The organism is Paraburkholderia adhaesiva, assembly GCF_021390575.1.
Classification (GTDB): domain Bacteria; phylum Pseudomonadota; class Gammaproteobacteria; order Burkholderiales; family Burkholderiaceae; genus Paraburkholderia; species Paraburkholderia adhaesiva.
Map to the genome: position 1 here is coordinate 355203 of NZ_JAJEJQ010000003.1, position 21407 is coordinate 376609.

General features: G+C 62.4%; 26 protein-coding genes. 22 read left to right on the forward strand and 4 right to left on the reverse strand.

Going from position 1 to position 21407, the window contains the following annotated elements; all coding sequences use genetic code 11:
* The first annotated feature begins 69 nt into the window (after positions 1-69).
* From L0U80_RS25620 to L0U80_RS25665, 10 genes are all read left to right on the forward strand, one after another.
* Entirely contained in the window at positions 70-1107 is a 1038-nt protein-coding gene (locus L0U80_RS25620; RefSeq protein ID WP_233872490.1) for a major capsid protein, read from the forward strand.
* A 3-nt stretch (positions 1108-1110) separates the two neighbouring features.
* Positions 1111-1356: a DUF7210 family protein gene (locus L0U80_RS25625; protein ID WP_233872492.1), complete on the forward strand. Its 246-nt coding sequence runs from the start codon at positions 1111-1113 to the stop codon at positions 1354-1356.
* A 14-nt stretch (positions 1357-1370) separates the two neighbouring features.
* Entirely contained in the window at positions 1371-1721 is a 351-nt protein-coding gene (locus L0U80_RS25630; RefSeq protein WP_233872494.1) for a head-tail joining protein, read from the forward strand.
* A 15-nt stretch (positions 1722-1736) separates the two neighbouring features.
* Positions 1737-2375 carry a hypothetical protein gene (locus L0U80_RS25635; RefSeq protein ID WP_233872497.1) on the forward strand — a complete coding sequence of 213 codons (639 nt, stop codon included), beginning with the start codon at positions 1737-1739 and terminating at the stop codon, positions 2373-2375.
* Positions 2376-2393: 18 nt separating this feature from the next.
* On the forward strand, positions 2394-2678 hold the full coding sequence (locus L0U80_RS25640; protein ID WP_233872500.1) for a DUF2635 domain-containing protein: 285 nt from the start codon (positions 2394-2396) through the stop codon (positions 2676-2678).
* Positions 2675-4165, forward strand: coding sequence for a phage tail sheath subtilisin-like domain-containing protein (locus L0U80_RS25645; protein ID WP_233872503.1), 1491 nt, complete (start codon positions 2675-2677; stop codon positions 4163-4165). The genes L0U80_RS25640 and L0U80_RS25645 overlap by 4 nt, the downstream gene beginning before the upstream one ends.
* A 9-nt stretch (positions 4166-4174) precedes the next feature.
* On the forward strand, positions 4175-4549 hold the full coding sequence (locus L0U80_RS25650; RefSeq protein WP_233872506.1) for a phage tail tube protein: 375 nt from the start codon (positions 4175-4177) through the stop codon (positions 4547-4549).
* A 10-nt stretch (positions 4550-4559) separates the two neighbouring features.
* Entirely contained in the window at positions 4560-4796 is a 237-nt protein-coding gene (locus tag L0U80_RS25655; RefSeq protein WP_233872509.1) for a phage tail assembly protein, read from the forward strand.
* A gap of 155 nt (positions 4797-4951) precedes the next feature.
* On the forward strand, positions 4952-7063 hold the full coding sequence (locus L0U80_RS25660; protein WP_233872513.1) for a lytic transglycosylase domain-containing protein: 2112 nt from the start codon (positions 4952-4954) through the stop codon (positions 7061-7063).
* Positions 7064-7065: 2 nt separating this feature from the next.
* Positions 7066-8385 carry a DNA circularization protein gene (locus L0U80_RS25665; RefSeq protein WP_233872516.1) on the forward strand — a complete coding sequence of 440 codons (1320 nt, stop codon included), beginning with the start codon at positions 7066-7068 and terminating at the stop codon, positions 8383-8385.
* A 16-nt stretch (positions 8386-8401) separates the two neighbouring features.
* Here L0U80_RS25665 and L0U80_RS25670 read toward each other — a convergent pair whose 3' ends face one another.
* A complete protein-coding gene (locus L0U80_RS25670) occupies positions 8402-8653 on the reverse strand; it encodes a hypothetical protein (RefSeq protein WP_233872519.1) in 252 nt (83 codons plus the stop codon).
* 72 nt (positions 8654-8725) lie between these two features.
* Between L0U80_RS25670 and L0U80_RS25675 the strand changes: the two genes are divergently transcribed.
* From L0U80_RS25675 to L0U80_RS25725, 11 genes are all read left to right on the forward strand, one after another.
* A complete protein-coding gene (locus L0U80_RS25675; protein WP_233872522.1) occupies positions 8726-9814 on the forward strand; it encodes a phage baseplate assembly protein in 1089 nt (362 codons plus the stop codon).
* A 2-nt stretch (positions 9815-9816) separates the two neighbouring features.
* Positions 9817-10404 (forward strand): phage baseplate assembly protein V, encoded by a 588-nt coding sequence (locus L0U80_RS25680; RefSeq protein ID WP_233872526.1) that lies wholly within the window; start codon positions 9817-9819, stop codon positions 10402-10404.
* Between the two features lie 3 nt (positions 10405-10407).
* Positions 10408-10839 carry a phage GP46 family protein gene (locus tag L0U80_RS25685; protein ID WP_233872529.1) on the forward strand — a complete coding sequence of 144 codons (432 nt, stop codon included), beginning with the start codon at positions 10408-10410 and terminating at the stop codon, positions 10837-10839.
* A gap of 45 nt (positions 10840-10884) precedes the next feature.
* Positions 10885-11997 (forward strand): baseplate J/gp47 family protein, encoded by a 1113-nt coding sequence (locus L0U80_RS25690; RefSeq protein WP_233872532.1) that lies wholly within the window; start codon positions 10885-10887, stop codon positions 11995-11997.
* Between the two features lie 4 nt (positions 11998-12001).
* A complete protein-coding gene (locus tag L0U80_RS25695; RefSeq protein ID WP_233872535.1) occupies positions 12002-12661 on the forward strand; it encodes a YmfQ family protein in 660 nt (219 codons plus the stop codon).
* Between the two features lie 2 nt (positions 12662-12663).
* The gene (locus L0U80_RS25700) at positions 12664-13458 is read left to right on the forward strand and encodes a hypothetical protein (RefSeq protein WP_233872538.1); all 795 of its coding nucleotides are present in this window, start codon (positions 12664-12666) and stop codon (positions 13456-13458) included.
* The gene (locus L0U80_RS25705) at positions 13455-14408 is read left to right on the forward strand and encodes a hypothetical protein (RefSeq protein ID WP_233872541.1); all 954 of its coding nucleotides are present in this window, start codon (positions 13455-13457) and stop codon (positions 14406-14408) included. Before L0U80_RS25700 ends, L0U80_RS25705 begins: the two co-directional genes overlap by 4 nt.
* On the forward strand, positions 14405-15199 hold the full coding sequence (locus L0U80_RS25710; RefSeq protein WP_233872543.1) for a LamG-like jellyroll fold domain-containing protein: 795 nt from the start codon (positions 14405-14407) through the stop codon (positions 15197-15199). The genes L0U80_RS25705 and L0U80_RS25710 overlap by 4 nt, the downstream gene beginning before the upstream one ends.
* A 72-nt stretch (positions 15200-15271) precedes the next feature.
* Complete coding sequence (locus L0U80_RS25715) at positions 15272-15913, forward strand: glycoside hydrolase family 19 protein (protein WP_233872546.1); 642 nt, start codon at positions 15272-15274, stop codon at positions 15911-15913.
* A 28-nt stretch (positions 15914-15941) separates the two neighbouring features.
* The gene (locus tag L0U80_RS25720) at positions 15942-16310 is read left to right on the forward strand and encodes a putative holin (protein ID WP_233872549.1); all 369 of its coding nucleotides are present in this window, start codon (positions 15942-15944) and stop codon (positions 16308-16310) included.
* The gene (locus L0U80_RS25725) at positions 16297-16581 is read left to right on the forward strand and encodes a hypothetical protein (RefSeq protein ID WP_233872552.1); all 285 of its coding nucleotides are present in this window, start codon (positions 16297-16299) and stop codon (positions 16579-16581) included. The genes L0U80_RS25720 and L0U80_RS25725 overlap by 14 nt, the downstream gene beginning before the upstream one ends.
* Positions 16582-17138: 557 nt before the next feature.
* On the opposite strand, the gene L0U80_RS25730 is transcribed toward L0U80_RS25725, so the two are convergent.
* Together L0U80_RS25730 and L0U80_RS25735 are read right to left on the reverse strand one after the other, a co-directional pair.
* Positions 17139-17342, reverse strand: coding sequence for a helix-turn-helix transcriptional regulator (locus L0U80_RS25730; RefSeq protein ID WP_233872555.1), 204 nt, complete (start codon positions 17340-17342; stop codon positions 17139-17141).
* A complete protein-coding gene (locus L0U80_RS25735) occupies positions 17324-18838 on the reverse strand; it encodes a methyl-accepting chemotaxis protein (RefSeq protein WP_233872558.1) in 1515 nt (504 codons plus the stop codon). The genes L0U80_RS25730 and L0U80_RS25735 overlap by 19 nt, the downstream gene beginning before the upstream one ends.
* 910 nt (positions 18839-19748) lie before the next feature.
* Here L0U80_RS25735 and L0U80_RS25740 point away from each other — a divergent pair.
* Positions 19749-20336, forward strand: a complete 588-nt coding sequence (locus L0U80_RS25740; RefSeq protein WP_233872561.1) for a LysE family translocator — start codon at positions 19749-19751, stop codon at positions 20334-20336.
* A gap of 18 nt (positions 20337-20354) precedes the next feature.
* On the opposite strand, the gene L0U80_RS25745 is transcribed toward L0U80_RS25740, so the two are convergent.
* Complete coding sequence (locus tag L0U80_RS25745; protein WP_233872565.1) at positions 20355-21194, reverse strand: AraC family transcriptional regulator; 840 nt, start codon at positions 21192-21194, stop codon at positions 20355-20357.
* Between the last annotated feature and the right edge of the window lie 213 nt (positions 21195-21407).

Genomic DNA, 21407 nt, shown 5'->3' on the forward strand with positions numbered 1-21407 from the left:
GGCATTGAAGCCCGCCCGGTGAAAACCGGTGCGGGCTTTTCTTTTGCGCGCGCGAAGGAGTAACGCACCATGGACATCTACGACACGAACGCGCTTATTCTGGTTGTGCCCAACCTGAAGCGCCCGCAAAAATTCCTGCTCGACCGCTTCTTTCCGAACATCGTAACCAGCGATACGGAAATGGTGAGCATCGACGTGGACGTAGGCAAACGGCGCATGTCGCCGTTCGTTTCGCCGCTGCTCGAAGGCCGCCTGGTTGAACAGCGCCGCTACCAGACCAACACGTTCAAGCCTGCATACATCAAGGACAAGCGCGCGCCCGATTTGCGCAAGCCGATTCGCCGCATGATCGGCGAACGCATCGGGGGCGACCTCAAGGGCGAGGAACGCGCCGCCGCGAACATCGCGGCCGAAATGACCGATCAGATCGACCTGCTCGACCGCCGCCTCGAATGGATGGCCGCGCAGGCGCTGCAATCGGGAACGGTGCTGATTGAGGGCGATGGCTTCCCGTCCGCGCTTGTGGACTTCGGGCGCGATCCGCTGCTGACTGTTGCGCTTTCCGGTTCATCGCAATGGGGGCAAAGCGGCGGCACGCCAACGCGTGATATCGAATCATGGCAACGGCTCATCCTGAAGAAATCAGGCGCGCAGGTAACGGACATTATTTTTACCACGACGCCTTTTGAATGCTTCATTGCTGACGAAACCGTTAAGGCCGCCGTGTACTACCCGAAGCTCGCCGACTTCGGCAACGCGATTGACCCCGGCGCGCAGATCTCTACGGGCGCGGTGTACAAGGGGCGCTGGGGGCAATACTCGTTGTGGGTCTACAACGACTGGTATGTCGATGATAACGACGTTGAACAGCCCATGTTGCCCGATGGCTCCGTTATTCTGGCCGGGCCTGACCTCATGGGCACGCGCGCATTCGGCATGATTATGGACCCGCGCTTCAACTATCAGGCGCTTCCCTACGCGCCGAAAATGTGGATTGCAGACGATCCGCCGCAGCGTTTCCTCATGATGCAATCCGCGCCTATCGTTATCCCGTCACGCGTCAATGCGGCACTGTGCGCGACGGTGTGCGACCCGGTGGAGGACTGAGCCATGGCTACGCTATTGACACCAGAAACCGTCACCATCGCGCGCGGCCATTCGGTACGCCACGATGGCAAGACATATTCAGCGGGCCAGAGTGTCACGCTACCGGCCGCCGATGCGGCGCGACTGCGCGCACGCGGATTTATTGCGAAGCCGAACGACCCCTCCCAGGCCGCAGACGAAGAAAAGGCCCGCACGCAGGGGCCGACCTTCGAAACGAAAACCGGTCCGTCCGTCAAGCAACGCCGCTAGCTGCGCTGTCTGCCGTGTCGCTTGCCGTTCCCGATGACTTCGACGGGCAAATCCTCGCGCCACTGTTTGCCCAGTTCTCGGAGCCCGTCACGTACTCGCCCGCAGACGGCGACACGCTCGCAGTCAACGGCATCTTTGACGAAGCCTACAGGGAACTTGTCCCGCAGGGTGGCGTGCTGGCCTATACGACAGAGCGCCCGGTGTGCGGCGTGCGGCTTGTCGAATTCGGCGATACGCCGCCGCACCAGGGCGACGTGCTGACCGTCAACCGTACCGGCAACGTGTACGAAGTGCAGGAGGTGCGGCTCGACGGACACGGGGCCGCAAAACTCATGCTCAACTGGGTTGAAGCAGCGACGCCATAAACAGGCATATCGCCCATGCTGTACCGCGCCGGATTACGCGACATGGCGGCCGATGTGTTGCGGCGTGCGCAAACGCTCGCGGCCGAACGCGTCTATACGCCCCGCGACTGGCCGACGACGCAGTGTTACCCGTGCATTCTCGTTGACTGCCTGAATGACCGGAAAGAATCGCTAGGCCAGCAGCCGCCCGCATTCACGGCAACCGCAACGCTTGAAGTCAACGCGCGAAGTGAAGCCGACACAGCGGGCGCTGCGCGCGCCGCATGCGAAGACCTGTGCGACCAGATCGAATGCGCGTTACTGACCTGCCAGCCGTTGCTCAAGCATATCCAGCAGGGCTCAGGCATTGAAACGGTAATGGAACTGAGCGCCACGGGCCGCAGGCATATCGCGGACCTGCGCATGTCGCTTGAACTCCAGTATTTCATCGCGTTTGACCCACTGACCGATACACCGCCCGCGCTGCAACCAGCCGCCGTGCCGCTCGAAGCCATCGGCATTCACGCCGACACCATCGCGCCCGCCGACAGGACCGGCACTTATCCGAAGCCGCCGTTTCCCGATGCCGTCACGCCTGCACCTCGCGGGCGTGGCCCCGATGGGCGCGACGAAGGAACCCTCGATTTCCCCTCACCGAACCCGGACGGCGAATAGCCGCCAGGGCATTCCGCCATGAAAACGCTACGCATCCGCCCGGTTGCGGGCCGCGTCGTGCGCGATCCCGATCTGCACGACCTCATCACCGCACCGCGCACGGTGCCGGATTCGCCGTTCTGGCGGCGTCGCGTGCGCGACGGCGACGTAACCCTCGACCTCTCGCCGCCGACCGCGCCACGGGCCGCGTCTGCGTCCACGCAGCAAGCGCAGGACTCGCCCGCCCGCACGACGCCCGCAACGGCGAGCGCTGCAACTAGACGCGCCGCCGATCCAGCACACACCACGGGGGATAAATCATGATCCCGTTTAAACAGATCCCGGCCAATATCCGCGTCCCACTCTTTTACGCCGAAGTCGATAACTCGCAGGCGAACACGGCGCAGACCACGCAGCGCGCATTGATCCTCGCGCAGATAACCGCAGCGGGCAGCGCAGCGCCTGGCGTGCCCGCCATCAGCCAGGGCAGCGGCGACGCCATCAGCGCGGGCGGTGTGGGTTCCATGCTCGCGCTCATGCTCACGGCGTACCGTGCAGCGGATGCCTTCGGCGAAGTGTGGTATCTGCCGCTGTCCGACGCGACCGGCTCGACGGCGGCCACGGGCACGCTCGACATTACCGCAGCGCCCACGGCCGCGGGGATGTTCTATTTCTACGTTGCGGGCGTGCGCATCGCGCAACCTGTGCAGCCTACACAGACCGTCAGCGATATCGCGGCGGCGCTAGTCGCGACCATCGGACAGACGCAGGGCCTGCCGGTCACGGCCACGGCGAGCGGCGGCGAAGTGACACTCACCGCAATCAATGCCGGGCCGGGCGGCAACGAGATAGACCTGCGCGTGAACTATCTCGGCACGCCAGGCGGTCAAGTCACGCCGCAAGGCATGACGTATTCCGTCACGCCGATGGCGGGCGGCGCGGTCGCGCCTGACCTTGCAGCGGCCCTCGATGGTCTCGGCGACATGGCCTTCGATTTCATCGTGTGCCCGTACACAGACCCGACCTCACTCGATGCAATCAAGGCGTTTCTGGACGATATCAATGGCCGTTGGTCGTGGCAACAAATGCTGTACGGCCATGCTTTCGCGGCGGCACGTGGCACGCTCGGCGCGTTGGTCGCGCTCGGCTCGGCGCGCAACGATCAACACGCCTCGATCATGGGTTTCCATGACTCGCCGACGCCCGCGTGGATCTGGGCCGCGAGTCTTGCGGGCGCGTCGGCTGTAAGTCTGCGCGCGGACCCGGCAACGCCATTGCAAACGCTGCCTTTGCCGGGCGTACTCGCGCCGCCTGTGCAATCGCGCTTCCCTCTCTCTGACCGTAACTCACTGCTGTATGACGGCATCGCAACTTTTACGGTCGGTGACGATGGCACGGTCGCCATTGAAAACCTCGTTACGACCTATCAGGAAAACGCCTACGGGCAACCGGACGACTCCTATCTGGAAGTCGAAACCCTGTTCACGCTCGCGGCCGTCTTGCGGCATCTGGCAATCGTCGTAACCAGCAAGTACGGGCGCGTCAAGCTCGCGGACGATGGCACGCGCTTTTCTGCCGGTGCCAATGTCGTAACGCCCAATGTGATTCGCGCCGACCTTATCGCCGCCTATCAGCAGGATGAAGCAGGCGGACTTGTCCAGGACAGCGACGTATTTGCAAAAGCGCTCGTCGTGGAGCGCAACGCGACGAATCCAAACCGCGTTGACGTGCTATGGCCTGGCGTACTGATTGACCAGCTCCGAATCTTTGCGCTTCTCGCTCAGTTTCGGTTGACCGCGCTAACCGCATAGGAGGTAATCATGCCTGACACGACGAACAGGTTAGCGGGTATCGCGTATATCTCCGTTGACGGACAGAACTACATGCTCGCGGGCGAACTGACGTATTCGCCGGGCGACGTGGAGCGCGAAAGCCTCATCGGCCAGGACCGCGTACACGGCTACGGAGAGAAGCCGCGCGCCCCCTTCATTTCCGGCAGTTTCCGCGACGCGGGAACACTCACCGTTGCCGACTTTAACAACATGACAAACGTGACGCTAACGCTTGAACTGGCGAACGGAAAAACGGTTATCGGCCGCAATATGTGGTCCGTCGAAGCGCAGGAAGTGAAGACCCCGGACGCGACATTCGAAGCCAAATTCGAAGGCTTCAGCGGTTCCGTAACCGAACAGTGAGAGGCGCGCCATGGGCGAATCCATCACACTGCTTGCACCAATCGACGGCCTTACGGAAATCATGCTGCGCGAGCCGACCGTCGATGAAATCGCGAAAGTCAACGACGATTCACAGAAATTCGGCGCGGTGCGTGCCATGAAAAACCTGATTGCCTCGATGGCCCACATTGAAGTCGCGATGGTGGGCAAGATGGGCGCGCGCGATTTCAACGCGTGCAACAAATACCTGTCCGCTTTTTTCGATTAGCCCCGCCGAACCTGCGCGACGTTATCGCGGACGTAACGCATTTCTACCACTGGGGACCGCGCGACGCGGGCGCGCTGACATGGACGGAGCTAGCGCAGTGGCACGCGCAGGCGCAGCGCATCCTGCAGACCATGCAGGCGCGGGAGAATTGAGCCATGGCCGGTAAGACCTTTACTTACACGATATCGGCCGTAGACAAGGCAACGGCAACGATTGAGCGCGTCAACAAACAGATTGACCGCATGACCGCGCCATTCAGGCGGGCCGCGCAAAGCGCGAAGGCGTTGTCCGATGCGTCCGGGCTTACCAAAGTTGCAAACAACCTGGGCAACGTTGCGAAGCAGGCGGACAAGGCCGCGCGCAGCATTACGAAAATGGCCGCGCCGTTGCTCGCGATTGTCGGCGGCGGCACGCTCGCCGGTCTGTCTGAAATGGTGGCGCACTGGGAGCGCATCGGAGCCGAAACGGAGCGCACTTCGCGCATGCTCGGCATTACCGCCAACCAGCTAACGCAGATGCGCAGCGCCGCAACGCTTATGGGCGTTTCTGCGGACACCGTGACCTCGGGGTTTCAATCCCTGCAGGACACGTTGCAGGATGCGCGCTGGGGCCGCAATCAAGGAGCGTTCGCCACGCTCCAGGCGCTCGGCATCCGGTTACGCACGACAAGGAGCGGCGCGATTGACACGCAGGCCGCCATGTACGACCTCGCGGACCGCATGCAGCGTATCCAGAAACGCGACCCGGCCGCCGCGCGCAATCTCGCGCGCTCGCTCGGCGTGGAGCAACTTTTGCCCGTGCTTGTGCAGGGGCGCGCGGCGATGCAGCGATACGAAGCCGAAGCGCGACGCCTGCGCGGCGACTTTACCCCGGACATGGCAAACCGCGCGCAGGCATTCAGCCAGGCACTTTCTGGAATGGGCCTCGCCGTTGACGGGCTCAAGGTGTCGATTGCCGACAAGCTCGCGCCCGTGCTGGGTCCGATGATTGAAAAATTTTCGAACTGGATTGCCATAAATCGCGACCTCATTTCGCAGCGTGTCGCCGCGCTTGTCGAACGCATCGCGAAGGCACTTGAACGCCTGTTCGAAGGGGTGGACTGGGATTCGTTTCTGGACGATATCGGCGATACGGTCGATTCAATCAGCCGCCTTGTAACCTGGTTGCTCAACGCAGTTAAAGCTATGGGCGGATTCAAGTCCGTAGCCATAGGCGTTGCGCTGTACATGGCGGGCGGCTTCGTCACGTCGATTTTCTCGGCCGTGGGGAGTATCGCGGGCCTTGTGGGGCGTCTCGGCGGCCTTGCGGCGGCTCTCACCAGCGCGGGCACGGCGGCAACGACCGCCGCCGAAGCCGTAACAGGTGCCGAAGCGGCGACCGCAGGCGCGGGCGCAGCGGGTGCCGGTGCAGCGGGTGCCGGTGCGGCCGCCGAAGGCGCAGCGGGTGCGGGTGCAGCCGCCGCAGCTGGCGGTGGCCTGCTCGCGCGCATGCTCGGCGGCGTTATGCGCTTCGTGAACCCGTTGACCGTGGGCGCATACCTTGGATTGCATAGCGAAGAACTGGGCGGCCAGAGCGAAGCCGACACGCTAAAGCGCATTCGCGCCGCCGAAGCGGCATCAGGCGGGCAATGGACCGGGGCAAACTTCCAGCCTACGGACGCAATGAAAAATGCGACCGTGACGCAATGGGCCAAAAGCCTGAATTTCGCGGGCCTCGAAAAACAGTATGGATTGACGCCCGGCCTGCTGTCCGCCGTCGCCCAGGTTGAATCAGGCGGCAACGCTTCGGCCGTGTCGCGTGCGGGCGCGGCGGGCCTGTTCCAGTTCATGCCCGCGACCGCGCGCGAGTACGGAATTAATCCGCTCGATCCGACACAGGCGGCGGGCGCGGCGGCGAAGAAACTGGCGGGCCTCATGCAGCATTATCACGGCAACCTCTCTGCGGCGCTCGCGGCCTACAACTGGGGCGAAGGTAACGTCGACCGGCGCGGGCTCGCAAATGCACCCGCCGAAACACAGGCGTATGCGCCGAAGGTGCTGGCCGCGCTGCGCGCCTATGGCGACGCACCCGGCGACGAAGACACGGACGCGAACGCAGCCGCGCCCATGCCGTCGCTGAATGCCCCGTCGCCGCAACAGGCGACCACGGCCGCGCCCGTCGTGAACGTGAATACGCAGGTCCACGTCGAGCGCGACGGACGCACCAGCGTTCGCACGCAGACACCGACAGGCCTTAGCGTTGCTTATCCGATGGCACCGCAGACGTAACCATGGGCGCAATCAGACGGCCGTTTTTCTCGGCACTCCAGACCGCTAGCTGGCGAGGTGTGCCGTTTGCCGTGACGGGCGGCACGCTCAAGGCAGGCCGCCGCGTCGCGCTGCACGAATACCCCTATCGTGACGATGTTTGGGTGGAGGATATCGGCCGCGCCGGGCGGCGGATTTCGCTAACCGGGTTCCTGTTGCAGGACGCGGCCTATGGTGGCGGCGACGTGCTCGCGCAGCGCGCCGCCATGATTGCGGCATGCGAGACACCCGACCAGGGCGACGGCGAACTCGTACACCCCTCGCTCGGACGCGTCACCGCATCATTGCTCGAATTCGAATGCGAGGAACGCGGCGAGCGCGGGCGCAGTTTCGAACTGCGCTTCACGTTAATCGAAGCGGGAACGGAACAGTTCCCCACGCTTTCGATTGCCACGCAGGCGCAAACTGGGCTATCCGTAGTGGCGGCCTATGCCGCCGCCGCGCAGGACTTCGCGAACCGACTGGGCGCGCTGCTGCAAACGCCGCCGCTTGTGGGCGAAATCGAACGCACCGCGCAGGCCTTCGTGGTGGACGCGCAGACGATCACGCAGCGCGCCACCTCGCTTGTTGCCATGGTCGCGACACTTCAGGGGCAATACGGGCGATTCGTGGGCGAATTCACGGCGACCGTAAAGAACCCGCTTACGACCGTGCAGCAGCTAGTCGGCGCGGGCGCGCAGGCGCGCGAGGCGGTGACGGAAAGCGGAAACGCGCTCATTGCGGCGGCATCGGCTGCCGACTATGCGGGCATGTCAACGGCCGCGCAATCGCTCGTTGAAGCCGTGCAGACCGCGAACCCGGACCCGCACCAGGCCGTGCAATCGCTCGCGTTGCTCCAGCAGGATACGCCCGCGCAGGTATGCGCCACGGCCGCGCTCACGATGGCGAACGCGGGCGTAACGGCCATGCTCAGGCGTACAGCGGTAACGGCGCTCGCGGACAGCACGACGAATTACGCGCTCACCTCTTACGACGATGCGCAGCAATTGCGCTCGACCGTGTGCGAAGCGCTCGACGCGGAAATCCTGATTGCGGCCGATACGGGCGACGATGCGACATTCCAGGCGCTCGGCGCGCTCGAAACTGCCGTAGTCCAGGACCTCACAACGCGCGGCGAATCGCTCGCGACCATGCAGACAATCACCATGGGCGCATCGTTGCCGGTTATCGTGATTGCGCAACGCCTCTATCAGGACGTTTCACGCTACGACGAACTGGTGCAGCAGATAGTCCCCGTTAATCCGGCCTTCGCACCCGCAGCGTTCCGTGCGCCGGTATCCTAATCGTTTGCGAACGGCACTATATCTTCAGGTCTGGATCGCGCGTGTAGACGTAGGCAAGTCCGCGATCCATGGCTTCCTCGCGTGCATGTAGCTCGTTATAGAAATATTTTCGCGCGGCCAGAATAGTCTTCTGTGCGGTTCGCCGACCGTACCAGGTGATAACAACGGCATCGCCAAACACTTCCTCATCTCCCATGTCCACTGGTTCGGGGTCGGGGCGGATTTCGTAGTTGCCAACCGTCAACCGATAGCAGGAACGTTCGTCCATTTTCGGCCTCTCGTCTGATTACTGCCCTACGGACACCCAGCATAGGTAAACGGGCGAGATACGCAAGCTGTCATGCTGGACGATGTAACCCTGACCGTAGGTGGCCAGCGTATCGCCGGGTGGACAACGATCCGGGTAACTCGCGGAATGGAACGCATACCGGCTGATTTCGATATCGGTCTGACTGAGCGTTACCCGAATACGACCGAAGTAAGCGTTATGGAGGGTGACCCCTGCGTGCTTTCGATTGGGGGCGATGCGGTCATAACCGGCTACGTGGACCGCGTTAGCGAACAGATCGACGCGCATAACCACATTCTTTCAGTTTCGGGCCGTGGCAAATGCGAAGACATAGTCGATTGCTCGGCGCAGTTCGATTCGTTCCAGTTCCAGAACATCAGCACCGCCGACATTGCCGCGCTGTTGTGCAAGCCGTTTGGTGTGAACGTCAAGGCGCTTTCTCCCGGCATGATTCACCCCCAGGTCTGTCTGAATGTCGGCGAAACGCCGTATTCGGTAATTGACCGCCTCTGCAAGGTGGCGCAACTGCTGTGCTACGAAGACGCGGACGGCGACCTCGTAATTGGACCACTCTCGACAAACGAAGCGGCGGGCGGCTTCGCGCTGGGCGTCAATGTCGAACGCGCGGGCTATATGCGCGATATCTCGCAGCGCTTCAGCGAGTACCGCGTTTATCTCGTCGGAACCGGGCTATTTACCGATGCCGGACAGCAGCCCCTGGACGAATACACCGTCAACGATACGACCATGCCGCGTTACCGGCCCAGGGCATTCATTGCGGAAACCGGCGATGCAGGCGCGACCGTATCGAACCAGCACGCGCTATGGGAATGTAACCGCCGCATCGGGCGCGGCAACGTGGTAACGGTGACGGGCTCGACGTGGCGCGACAGCGCGGGCGCGCTCTACATGCCCAACACGCTTGCGGCGCTCCACATGTCGCAGCTTAAATTGATCGACGGCCAGAAATTCACTATCGGCGAGGTGACATACCGGCGCGACATGAACGGCACCGGTTGCGATATCACGCTTATGCCGCCGCAGGCCTTCCAGCCGGAACCCATTCTCTACATGCCGTTGCCGCAGGATGCCGCCGCCGCGCTCGGACCGGGCTACGGACAACCCGCGCAGCAGGTCTAACCGTGCAATCGCAATTCTGGAGTCTGGTCCGCTCGCTCGGGCGCGGACGCCTCACGCGCGTTGATGATAGCGGCCCCGTGCAGCTTGTGCAGATGCAGCTATCGCAAAACGAAACACGCGATTCGACACCGCGACTCTGTGACTATGGTTTTTCGTCGAATCCGCCCGCAGGCGCGGACGCGGTGGCGGTGTTTCTCGCAGGCAACCGGATAAACGGCGTTGTTATTGCTTGCGGGCATCAGGAATACCGCGTGCGTAACCTCGCATCCGGCGAGGTGTGCGTGAGTGACAACCGGGGGCAATCGGTTTATCTGTCCGCTTCGGGCATCGTGATAAACGGCGGCGGCCTGCCGCTGAAAATCACGAATACCCCTGAAATTACGGCAGATTCTCCGCTCATGCACTGCACGGGCAACATCGAATGTGACGGCAACATCGCTGCGGCCGGTGACATACTCGACAACAGCGGCACGAATGCGCAGACGATGGCCGCAGGCCGCAAGACATACGACATTCACACGCACGATGTGACCCAGGTTCAGGGCGGGCAATCGACCATCAAGAGCAATCCGCCTACGCCGCAGGAATAGACCATGCCCGATATCACGACCCGATGGGATATCGACCGCATGCAAGGCGACTGGGTTTTATCCGGGCCTTCGCTGCAATCGGGCGGCGACCTGCAAACTGCCGTCCTGATATCGCTATTTACTGACCGCCTCGCACTGCCGGGCGATCCGACACCGGACGGCGACAGGCGCGGATGGTGGGGCGACGATGCCAGGTATCCGATTGGTTCGCGCCTGTGGTTGCTCAATCGCGTCAAGGGTCCGCAGGACGTACCGCAACGTGCGCAGGACTACGCAGCAGAAGCGCTGCGATGGTTGATCGATGACGGTGTGGTGGCGTCATTCGACATTGCGCCGCAGTGGATAACGCCCAACCGGCTTGACCTCACCATAACCGCGAACCGTTCGGACGGCTCGCGCGTTGCCATGAACTTCCCGCAGGTCTGGACACGTTGAACCCGCACTGAGCCATTCGCCGCGCGTCCGCCGCGCTCCCTTGTCATGCCGTTCTCGCGTCCCACGCTCACGCAGCTACGCAACGCGAGCGCGCAGCAGCTTAGCGCGGAGCTACCCGGCGCGGACGCGCTGCTGCGCTTTTCGAACCTGCGCGTAATCGCGGATATCGACGCGGCGCTCGCGTGCATGCTGTACGGCTATCTCGACTGGATAGCGCTGCAATGCACGCCATTTACCGCGACCGACGAATACCTCGAAGCCTGGGGCGCGCTTAAGGGCGTCACGCGCAAACCCTGCGCGCAGGCGTCCGGCTCGATTGCCTTTACGGGCACGAATGGAAAGGTTATTTCACTGGGCGCGGGCGTAACGCGCAGTGACGGCCTCGCGTATGTCACGACCAGCGCGGCCGAAGTGAGCGGCGGCACCGTGACGGTGACGGCTTCGGCAGTGCCCGATCCACAGGGGCTAACCGGCGCTAATGGCGACGGCGCGGCCGGAACGCAATTCACGCTCGCAAGCGCTGTAGCCGGTATCGACTCGACCGGCACCGCCGTTACGGCATTCGTCGGCGGTGCCGACATTGAAAGCGATGCCGACTACCGTAACCGCGTTGTTTTGGTCTATCAGAATCCGCCACAGGGCGGCGATGCGGCCGATTACGTCGAATGGGCGCTGGCAGTGCCGGGCGTTACGCGCGCGTGGTGCGTAGGTTGCGGATACGGCGCAGGCACCGTGGTTGTCTACATCATGCTCGACGCGGCCAACGCGGTTTATGATGGGTTCCCGCAGGGTATGGACGGATGCGCGACAGACGAAACGCGCGGGCCGACCGCAACGGGCGACCAGCTTACGGTTGCGAATACGATTTATCCGCTACGGCCCGTGACAGCGCTTGTGTATGTCGTTTCGCCGATACCGTACCCGGTCGATATCAGCATTAGCGGCGTGGCCGTGCAGTATCAGGCCGCCGTATCGGCCGCACTCGATGCGCAGCTAAAGACGGACGGCCAGCCAGGCGGCGAGGTGATTCTCGCGCACCTGTGGAGCACCGTTTCTTCGGTGCCGGGCGTGAATGATTTTCTGATTCTCTCGCCAGTGCAGGATATTCCGCTACCAGCCGGGGCGTTGCCCACGCTGGGCGCGATTGCGTGGAGCTAGGCGCGTGAGCACCGAAACGGACGCAGCCGCGCCGGTAATCATTCCCGCGCGCAACTGTGCTGACGATTACGCAGACGTACTGCGCAAACTGCTTCCGCGCGGGCGCGTGTGGACACGCGAAGACGAAGGCACCCAGGCGGCAACACTCGAGGCGCTCGGCATCACGGCTGAAGGTATCGACAGCGCGGCGTTGACGCTGATTGTTGCGGCGTTTCCTGCTACCGCTACGGAGTTTTTGCCGGAATGGAATGAAACACTGGGGCTACCCGATCCGTGCTTCGGGCCGTTCTCCAGCGTGCAGGAAAACCAGCAGCAGATCGTCGCCAAATTCATCAGCACGGGCGGCCAGTCCATTCCGTATCTTGAAGCGCTGGCCGCGTCGCTCAGCTACACGATCACCATAACGGAGTATTTCGCGCATACGGTGATTCGCGACGTAACGGTGCCTATCTATGGCATGGACTGGCCTTATACATGGCTTGTCAACGTGATTGATACCCCGCCGCCTCACTGGCACGTAGTCAGCGACCCCGTGGACGATCCGTTATCCGAATATATTTCGACACCAAACGAAAAGGCGCTTGAGTGCCTGCTGCGCCGCTACGCGCCCGCGCATACGGTCGTATGTTTCTACTACAACCCCACTGACGATATCGAGCCCTGACCATGGATCACTACTGGGAAGCGAATGGCGCGCAGGACCCGCCGACTGCGCCAGGCTCGACACAGGGAACCTATCCCACGGACGGGCACCTGCCCGCAGCGGTTGCGCCGTCCACGCCTGGCGCGTGGTGGTATCACCAGATTACGGAGGAAATCCGAAACGCCATCGTTGAGCTTGGCGGCGAGCCGGATTTCAGGCAGGTTGACCAGCTCGCGAATGCGCTGGTTACGTCGATTGCATCGGCCATCCACGACGTTACGGACCAGCTCGCGAAAGTCGCCTATACCGGCAGCTATAACGATCTTTCGAACAAGCCAGCCATTCCTGCGGCGCAGGTCAATTCGGACTGGAATGCCTCGTCGGGTGTCGCGGCCATTCTCAACAAGCCCGCCGTGCAGGCACCGCTGGGCTTTACTCCCGTACAACAGGGCGGCGGCATCGGCCAGGTCACCAACAAGGTTTATATCGGCTGGGACGGCGGCGGGCTGCGGGCAACGATTGATAGCAGCGACGAAGGACATTTTGTTTTCGAAGCCGAACTGCAGGCCAACGTTGCCAACCTGCAAAACGAAATCAACAGCGCGGTGGGCAACGCATGGACGCCGAATAATCTTCAGCCGTTGACGCTGGGCGGCGTCGGTAACTTCATCATTATCGGTAGCGCGTTGGGCGCGGGACAGATGATTACGAATCCCTCTGTGCGTCCTGGCGGGCCGACCCTGGCGGGAACATGGATGGGCTGTGGCGAATTCTCAAGCGGCAGTGACACGTTTTCGCTCTGCGTGCGGGTGGCATGATGGATCGTTACTGGCAATCAGGCGCGGTGCCGGATGCCCCCGCCGTGCCCGCGAGCAATGCGGGCGGCTATCCGGCTAACGGCAATCCGGCGGCGGGCATCAACGGCACCGTGCCGGGCGAATGGTGGTATTACGCCATTTCCGAAGAACTGCGTAACGTCATTGTTTCGTTAGGGGGCACGCCCGATTACACCCAGGTCAACCAGCTTGCGGCGGTACTCGCGAACGAGTTTGCGCAGACTACGCAGGCCATTCTCTCGCGGCTTGCGAAGGTCGCCACAAGCGGGCAATACAGTGACCTGTCGGGCCTGCCTGCTTTCGCGGCCGTAGCAACCAGCGGTAGTTATAACGATCTGCTAAACAAGCCTTCAATACCTGCCGCCCAGGTCAATTCAGACTGGAACGCAACTTCCGGCATCGCACAGATCCTTAACCGTCCGAACCTTGCCACGGTGGCGACCAGCGGCAGTTATGCAGACCTGAGCGGCAAGCCCTCGATTCCTTCGACCTATATCCTGCCGCCCGCGACGACTTCCAAACTCGGCGGCATCATTGCCGGAAACGGCACCATGATTGCGCCTGATGGCACGCTCTCGACCGGTGCGACCGCTACCGCGATTGTCAATCTCACGGCGGGCGCAAGCGTGACGCTCGACCTCACGCCGCTATCCGAAGGTGCGCCCGAAATCCTCTTCAATCTGCCCGTTGCGGCGGGTACAAACTGTGCCGTTACCATCAGCAATCCGCCCGCTTCGGGCACGCTCGCGGAATTCGTGCTAGTCGTGCAGAACGCCGCAAGCTCAGCAATTACATGGCCGTCGAACATCCACTGGCCGCAGGACATCGTACCGTCACTGGGCGGCGCGGCGGGCAAGCTCGACACGTTCGTCCTCTATACGCAGGACGGCGGCTCGACGTATTACGGCTTCGTCGCGGGGCAAAATCAATGAGCAACCTTGCACGCCGGTTGCGGATGGCGGGCGGCATCCGACCATCCTACCCGGCGCTGGTGCTTGCCGATTGTCCTTTCGCGTATTACCGGCTCAATGAAACCAGCGGCACGGTTGCGGCCGACAGTTCAGGCCACGGCCTGGATGGCACGTATCAGGCGGGCGTCACGCTGGCGGCGGGCCTGCTGTTGCCGAACGGCGCGGGTTCCTACGCGAGCCTTGCGGGCGCGTCCAATTCATATATCGATATCAGCGCTGCCGTGCAATTTTGCGCGGGCGCAATCTGGACCGCTGAATGCTGGGTCAACCTCGCCGCGTACACGAACGCTGGCGCAAACGGGGCTTATCCGCCTTGCACGGGCGCGCGCTTTCTCGGCAACACGACGTGGACGGGCGGTAGTAACCGCCAGGGCGGACTCGACTGGGGTATCCAGCACCAGAACCAGGGCGGCCAGGCGGACGCGATTTACTACTGGACGGGGAACAACGCGCAGTATTTTTCCGCCAATTACACCGCCGCGCCTGTGGGCACTGTCGCGCATTACGTCTACGTGATGAACGGCACGGGTCTTTCGCATCCTCCCTCGATCTACGTCAACAGCCAACTGGTCGCCAATGCGGGCAACGCCAACCTGCTGAATGCGCCAACCATTCAGGCGACCTTGCAGATCGGCTCGATCGGCTGGAACTTTGGGCCGCTTGAAGGCTTGATTGGCGAAGTCGCCGTCTACGGCTACGCGCTCACCGCGCGACAGGTCCGCAATCACTACAACGCGGGCATGGCGGTCTAGCAGCATGGCGTCACGCCATGCAACCGCGCGGCATTCTGCTCGCACCGCTTTTCTACCGGGAGTCAATCCATCATGGACCGCGAAACATTCCGGCGTGCTGCCGCGCTTTCCGATGCACTCACCGCGCGATGGTATGCACCCGTATCGGACGCGATGCGCGAATTCGGTATTTCGACGCCTGCGCGGCGGGCTGCGTTCATTGCGCAGATACGCCATGAATCCGGGAGCTTTACGCAACTGGTCGAATCGTTCAACTATGCGCCCGCCGCGCTCGCGATCTTCTCGCGCGTTCCCGCATCGTTGCGCGCGTATCTCGGCAGGCATCCTGACGAAAAGACCGTACCGCAAGCGCGCCAGCAGGAAATCGCCAATCTCGCGTATGGCGGACGCTACGGCAACGGCGATGCGAACAGCGGCGACGGCTGGCGCTTCCGGGGCCGTGGCCTGAAGCAGATCACGTTTCACGACAACTACGCAGCTTGCGGGCGTGCGCTCGGCGTGGACCTGCTGGCGAATCCCGACCTGCTCGCGACCGATGACGTGCTGGCCGCGCGCTCGGCCGGATGGTACTGGAGCGCGAACGGCTGCAACGAAGCGGCGGACGCGGGCGACTTCGCGAAGACGACGCGCATTATCAACGGCCCGGCAATGGATCAACAGGCCAAGCGCGAAACGTACTACGCCGCCGCAAAGACCGCGCTTGGCCTTGCCTGAGCCTCGTCGTGTGCAAGGGTGACGTACCATGTGGGAAGCGCTTGTCGGCCTGTGGAATGGCGACGAAGTACACGCCGCTATTGCGGTCGGCAACGTGTGCGGCGCGTTCGTCTATCTGCTCGAAACGACCGAATCGCGACGCATGCACAAATACGCGTATGCCGTCATTTCCGCAGTGCTGGGTTATGGCGTCGCGCCGTGGGTCCACCAGCGTGTACCAATCATGCCGAACATGCTTGCCGGGGCGCTCGCAAGCGCGCTGATTGTCGGCGCACTGATTGCAGCATTCAGGCAGGCTGAAAAACTGTTTCCGTCACTCGCCAACCGCATCGGCGACGAAGCCAAGCGACGCATTACGGGCGGCGACACGCCGGGCCATGACCATGAACCACGTTAGCGGTTTGTGGGAAATCGCGAACGCGATTGCGTGCGCGGCAATCGCCTGGTTCGTGGGCTTTCCGCACGCGCGGCCGGGGCGGCATCTCTCTTTACGCATGGTGATAGCGCGCACCCTGGTTGCCTCGATGGCGGCGGGTATCTGTGTTTCGATTCTCGTACATCGCTACGCCGCGCCCCTCGAAGTGTTTCTTAACTTTACTATCGCGTTCGCGGCCTGGGCACAGCATGGCGACATTCTCGCCGATAACGGCATAAGGCCCCGCGATTGATACTGGGCGTTACGCCTTGCGCTCGACTATCAACAGCCGTTTATTCTGGCCGCGTCCGCTGTGGTGCATGGCGAACCACAAATCAGATTCGTAAGAACGCTGCGAATTCCTGCTAGTCACAACTTCAATCGCGCGCGCGACCGCGCGCCGGAACGTATTACTTTCGGGCCGGGAAATAAACTCCCCCGGCTCCAGGTCCCATAGCTCGCGCGCAAGCGTGCCGGGAGCAATTCGCCTGGACGGCTGGAACTGCTCCGGGTCGTTCCCTGTGTCTTGCGGCGGGTGGCGTCGCGAGTGCATCGCCTCGCCTCGAATGTCTCCCTCTGGTTGCTTGCGTGGTTGCTCACCGGACCATTCCGGCACGCTCGTCGGCGGAAAGTAACAGGGTAATTAATGGATTGCTGCGGCACATAGCACCGGATATTCCCGGCAGATAATTCGAAAGAATAGGCATTTGCCCGACGAATGACAATCCACGATAACGGGTCGTAAACAAGTGCCGCAACAGACGTAAGGAGAACGCCAGATTACTTGCGAACAGGCGACGCGTTCGCGTTTCACGCGGATTGTGCGACGCCTGGGCGCTCGGCGAGGCGTGCATCAATCCATGCGTCTATCTCGGCTTCGGACCAGCGCGAGGCACGACTGGATAAACGGATGGGCGCGGGAAATCTTCCGTCCTTCACCATTTCAAACAGGGTCGATTGCTGGAGCGCAACCTTCGCCGTTACTTCAGTTACCCTCAAAAGACGGTCGCCCATTTTGTACCCCTCCGCGTCGCGTGGTTGTGTTGCGCCTCGCGCCGTATGGCTTCGCATATATGGCGCATGGTGCGATACACTGCGACGCCGGGCAAACGAACGGCGCGCAAGATATCGCCCAAAGGCAGGGTTAGCGCTAGCGCGCTTTGTCCGGGTCTGTCCGGGTTTGTCCAGCGCTGGCCCGAAGGCAAGCGGCAAACATTCCGCACATGGCCCGAATGAGGGAGAAACACCGCCTTTTGTGCGAGTCTGCGAAGGATTGAGGGACTACCGCCAACGTGAACCCGGCGGGGGGCCGGGTGAGGGGCTGGCACCAGACCTAAACCGGAAACCCTTGTTTTACAAGCGTTTTCGGAATACCTGAGAATAATGGTCTGGAACGCGATGCCGTCGATCACGCCGACGATATCGCTGATACGCAGCGATGCCTCATTGATGCCCGCCATCGTGCGCTCGACCTGACTGGCGATCGAGCCGCCTTCGGCTGCGGCGTTCTGTGCTTCGCGCGCGAGGCTGAGCGCACGCGCGCTTGCGTCGGCGTTGGCCTGGACGGTGCTGGTCAGCTGCTCCATGGTCGAGGCGGTTTCTTCGAGTGACGCCGCCTGCACTTCGGTGCGTCGCGAGAGATCGGCGCTGCTGCTGGAAATCTCGTGTGCGGCGTTGAGCATGCCATCGATCTGCACGCGCACGTCGAGCACGATGGCCGTGAGGTTGGCCTGCAACTGATTCAGCGCGAGGAGCACTTCGCCGAGATCGTCGTGCGTAGTGATCTGCAGGGTGGCGGTGAGATCGCCTGCGGCCATGCGCGTCGCGGTGGTGGTCATCTGTTCGAGCGGCGCGCCGAGGTGGCTCGTGGTGAGCCACCAGGCGATGGCGCCGCAGATGCACGCTGCGCCGAATGCGCCCCAGAAGGGCAACGGCGGCAGACCTTGCCAGGTTGCGAAGGCGGCGAGGGCCATTACCGCGGGCACGCCGACATAGCCGATCGCAACGCGTGTGGCGATGGGCACACGCAGGAGTCCTTGCAACGCGCCCACGATACCGGTGCGAACGATCGTGCCGCGGCGCAGTCGCACACCGCGCAGCGTGCCTTCGCGCATCTTCGCGTAGAGCGCTTCGGCGCCGCGAATTTCGTCGCGCGACGGCTTCACTCGCACGCTCAGGTAGCCGACCACCGCGCCCCGTTCTTCGATCGGCGTCACGTTCGCGCGCACCCAGTAGTGATCGCCGTTCTTGCGGCGATTCTTGACGAGCGCGGTCCAGGGACGGCCTTCGCCGATTGTCTTCCACAAGTCGGCGAAGGCTTCCGGCGGCATGTCCGGATGGCGGATGATGTTGTGCGCCTTTCCGATCAACTCTTCCCGGGTGTAGCCGGAGACAGCGATGAAGGTGGGATTGCAGTACTGGATGCGGCCTTTCAGGTCGGTGGCCGAGACAAGCATCTGCGAGGCGGGATAGTCGTATTCCTGCTGCGTGACGGGCTGATTATTGCGCATAAAAATTCCTTGCTGGCGGGCCTGTGGACTGGCCTGTCATTGAATAGACATATCGGCAATTCCCACAAAAAATTTAGGGCTATTCAGCGATCGATGCTGACCCGCGCCCGAGGCGAATGAAAATTCCGTTTCGGTTCAATGCCTTGGCATACATGCCATGAGGATATGCACAGGGTTGCTCACGTTTTCTGTGGAAAACTCCACGCGTTTTACGCGGACGTTTCCAGACGTAGCCCGCGCTGCTTGCGCTTTGCATAGTTCTTTTGCGCTCAAGGGCTTGACGCATTTTTGCGATAGATATTCACAGGCTTGTCCACGTTTTCTGTGGGTAACTCGTGGGGCAAGCGTGGGGGTGTGTAGCGCGGACTTGGGTCATGCCTCGTCGCTGGATGTGCAGTTGCCAGCAACGACATCGCGGTCGGGAACGGTGGCAATCGGGTTCCTCGAAGCGATCACGAAACGGCGCACGCGTATGGGCACACGCAAATCGAAGTTGTCCGCACAATGCGGATGATCACGGCGTCTTTCGCGTCGATGCAGCGGCTCACCGCCCGTCAGTCGGCAGAACGATGCTGTCCAGTCGGACCGCACAAGTGTCGCGCGCGATCGAGATGGAGTCGGCGAAAAGCGGTCGCGCGCGCGAACCAACTCGACACGACCACGATGACTCTATACGCCTGGTAGTGCGTAATAAATTTACGCGACGTGCAGCGTCACGGTGCTGTTCGCAACTGATTTCGTTCCGTCGCAACGCATGCGAAGCACGCCGCGACGACATCAGCCTGCTCACTCGCCGTCATGCACCGCCATGCCCTGCCGTTGCGCAGGGCAATTTTCTTCAATACGCATTTGCGCGGCCCCAGTACGCTCGGTCAGTCATTCATCGCCACCGGGCGTACCGAGGATACCTGTGAGCACCGCGCTTTCGATGGCCGCTTTCGCGCTGGCCACGTCGATCACCCCTGGACCTGTCAATGTCGTCGCGCTCGGGGCCGGCGCGCGTTATGGCCTGCGTGCGAGCCTGCGCCACGTGTGGGGCGCAACCGCTGGATTCACGTTGCTGCTTCTGCTGATCGGTCTGGGCTTGCACGAACTGCTCGCGCAGTGGCCGGTGCTAACGCTTGCGATCCGCTGGGCCGGTGTGGCTTTTCTGCTCTACGTCGCGTGGCGCCTGGCTGCCGACGATGGCTGCATCGACGACACGGGCACCGCGCGCGGACCGTCGCTCTTGATGGGTGCGACGATGCAATGGCTCAATCCGAAGGCCTGGCTCGCGTCGGTGGCTGGCATGGGCGCCTATGCCGCGTCGGGCGACAAGGCGCTCGTGTGGCAGTTCGCTGTCATCTACTTCGTTATCTGCTTCGTGTCGATCGCGTGCTGGGCGTGGGCGGGCGCGTCGCTTCGTCACGCAATGCGGGAGCCCGCGCGCGTGCGGCTCGTCAATCGGAGCATGGCCGGGCTGCTCGCGGCTTCGGCGCTGTATCTCTCGATGACGTGAAGACTACGTGACCCGCGCTCAGGCATTGCCGCGATACTGGCCCGGCGTTGCCGCGACGAACTGGCGGAACGCGCGCTGCAGATGCGCCTGGTCGGCGAAGCCGGCTTCGGCGGCGACGTCGGCAATGGCATGGCCGCGCCGCAGTTGCGCGCGACTGAACTCGATGCGCCGGTTCACGATGTACGCGTGCGGCGTCATACCGTACTGCTGCCTGAACGCGCGAATCAGATACGACGGCGAGAGGTCTGCCGCCGCGCAGATCTCGTCGAGCCTGAGTGGGCGCGTGTAGTTATCGTCGATGAATCCGGCTGCGCGCGCGAGGCGATGGTTCGGCTCGCGCCCTCCCGCCGCGGGTGCGGGATTCAGCGCCTGCTGCAGCGCCGAGAAGTACGCGACGATCGCGCTTTCCTTGCGCAGCGTGTCTTCGCGTGCATCGATCAGCAGCGCGTAGAGCTGATTGAGACCGGCGAACAGTTCGGGCTGCGTGCTCAAGGTCTGTTCGAACGCGTGAAAGCTGTGGTTCGCACCGAAGCCGAGATCCTGCTGAAGCTGGGCGAGCCAGTCCACATCGAGATAGAACATGCGGTAGGCCCACGGCGCCGCTTCGGCTGGATTGCACGCATGCACGACTTCTGGGTTGACGACCACCACCGCGCCAGCACCAATGTGCTGCAGTGTGTTGCCGTTGAGATAAGTGCTGCGCCCGCCCGTCACCGCGCCAATCGAAAACGTGCTGTGCGCGTGGCGTCCGTAGCGCACCTTGCGGCCATCGGCGATCGCACGGACCTCGATGAACGGGAGCGCTGCGTCGCGCCAGAATTGTGGCGAGGCGTCGCAGGATATCGGCAATGAGGGCACGGGCAATACCTCGAATAAAACGTTTGCCCCATATTACCTCAAGGGTGTAACTCCTTGAATCGTAAGGCTGTGGTGTTCTGCCGGGCGGCTACCGAGCGCCTCGTCTTATGGTCACCACGTTTGTCTTGCATGCATGTGACATTCACAAATTGGTCACAACCCCTCGCAATAATTCCGGGCACGAACAATTGCCCTTTGCGTCACGAGTCGCGC

What these genes read in the sequence shown, in the direction of transcription:
- L0U80_RS25665 (WP_233872516.1), top strand. Translation starts at nt 7,066, where the DNA reads ATGGGCGCAATCAGACGGCCGTTTTTCTCGGCACTCCAGACCGCTAGC.
- L0U80_RS25675 (WP_233872522.1), top strand. Translation starts at nt 8,726, where the DNA reads ATGCTGGACGATGTAACCCTGACCGTAGGTGGCCAGCGTATCGCCGGG.
- L0U80_RS25620 (WP_233872490.1), top strand. Translation starts at nt 70, where the DNA reads ATGGACATCTACGACACGAACGCGCTTATTCTGGTTGTGCCCAACCTG.
- L0U80_RS25735 (WP_233872558.1), bottom strand. Translation starts at nt 18,838, where the DNA reads ATGCGCAATAATCAGCCCGTCACGCAGCAGGAATACGACTATCCCGCC.
- L0U80_RS25660 (WP_233872513.1), top strand. Translation starts at nt 4,952, where the DNA reads ATGGCCGGTAAGACCTTTACTTACACGATATCGGCCGTAGACAAGGCA.
- L0U80_RS25725 (WP_233872552.1), top strand. Translation starts at nt 16,297, where the DNA reads ATGAACCACGTTAGCGGTTTGTGGGAAATCGCGAACGCGATTGCGTGC.
- L0U80_RS25710 (WP_233872543.1), top strand. Translation starts at nt 14,405, where the DNA reads ATGAGCAACCTTGCACGCCGGTTGCGGATGGCGGGCGGCATCCGACCA.
- L0U80_RS25715 (WP_233872546.1), top strand. Translation starts at nt 15,272, where the DNA reads ATGGACCGCGAAACATTCCGGCGTGCTGCCGCGCTTTCCGATGCACTC.
- L0U80_RS25635 (WP_233872497.1), top strand. Translation starts at nt 1,737, where the DNA reads ATGCTGTACCGCGCCGGATTACGCGACATGGCGGCCGATGTGTTGCGG.
- L0U80_RS25705 (WP_233872541.1), top strand. Translation starts at nt 13,455, where the DNA reads ATGATGGATCGTTACTGGCAATCAGGCGCGGTGCCGGATGCCCCCGCC.
- L0U80_RS25655 (WP_233872509.1), top strand. Translation starts at nt 4,560, where the DNA reads ATGGGCGAATCCATCACACTGCTTGCACCAATCGACGGCCTTACGGAA.
- L0U80_RS25720 (WP_233872549.1), top strand. Translation starts at nt 15,942, where the DNA reads ATGTGGGAAGCGCTTGTCGGCCTGTGGAATGGCGACGAAGTACACGCC.
- L0U80_RS25670 (WP_233872519.1), bottom strand. Translation starts at nt 8,653, where the DNA reads ATGGACGAACGTTCCTGCTATCGGTTGACGGTTGGCAACTACGAAATC.
- L0U80_RS25625 (WP_233872492.1), top strand. Translation starts at nt 1,111, where the DNA reads ATGGCTACGCTATTGACACCAGAAACCGTCACCATCGCGCGCGGCCAT.
- L0U80_RS25640 (WP_233872500.1), top strand. Translation starts at nt 2,394, where the DNA reads ATGAAAACGCTACGCATCCGCCCGGTTGCGGGCCGCGTCGTGCGCGAT.
- L0U80_RS25645 (WP_233872503.1), top strand. Translation starts at nt 2,675, where the DNA reads ATGATCCCGTTTAAACAGATCCCGGCCAATATCCGCGTCCCACTCTTT.
- L0U80_RS25690 (WP_233872532.1), top strand. Translation starts at nt 10,885, where the DNA reads ATGCCGTTCTCGCGTCCCACGCTCACGCAGCTACGCAACGCGAGCGCG.
- L0U80_RS25700 (WP_233872538.1), top strand. Translation starts at nt 12,664, where the DNA reads ATGGATCACTACTGGGAAGCGAATGGCGCGCAGGACCCGCCGACTGCG.
- L0U80_RS25730 (WP_233872555.1), bottom strand. Translation starts at nt 17,342, where the DNA reads ATGGGCGACCGTCTTTTGAGGGTAACTGAAGTAACGGCGAAGGTTGCG.
- L0U80_RS25650 (WP_233872506.1), top strand. Translation starts at nt 4,175, where the DNA reads ATGCCTGACACGACGAACAGGTTAGCGGGTATCGCGTATATCTCCGTT.
- L0U80_RS25685 (WP_233872529.1), top strand. Translation starts at nt 10,408, where the DNA reads ATGCCCGATATCACGACCCGATGGGATATCGACCGCATGCAAGGCGAC.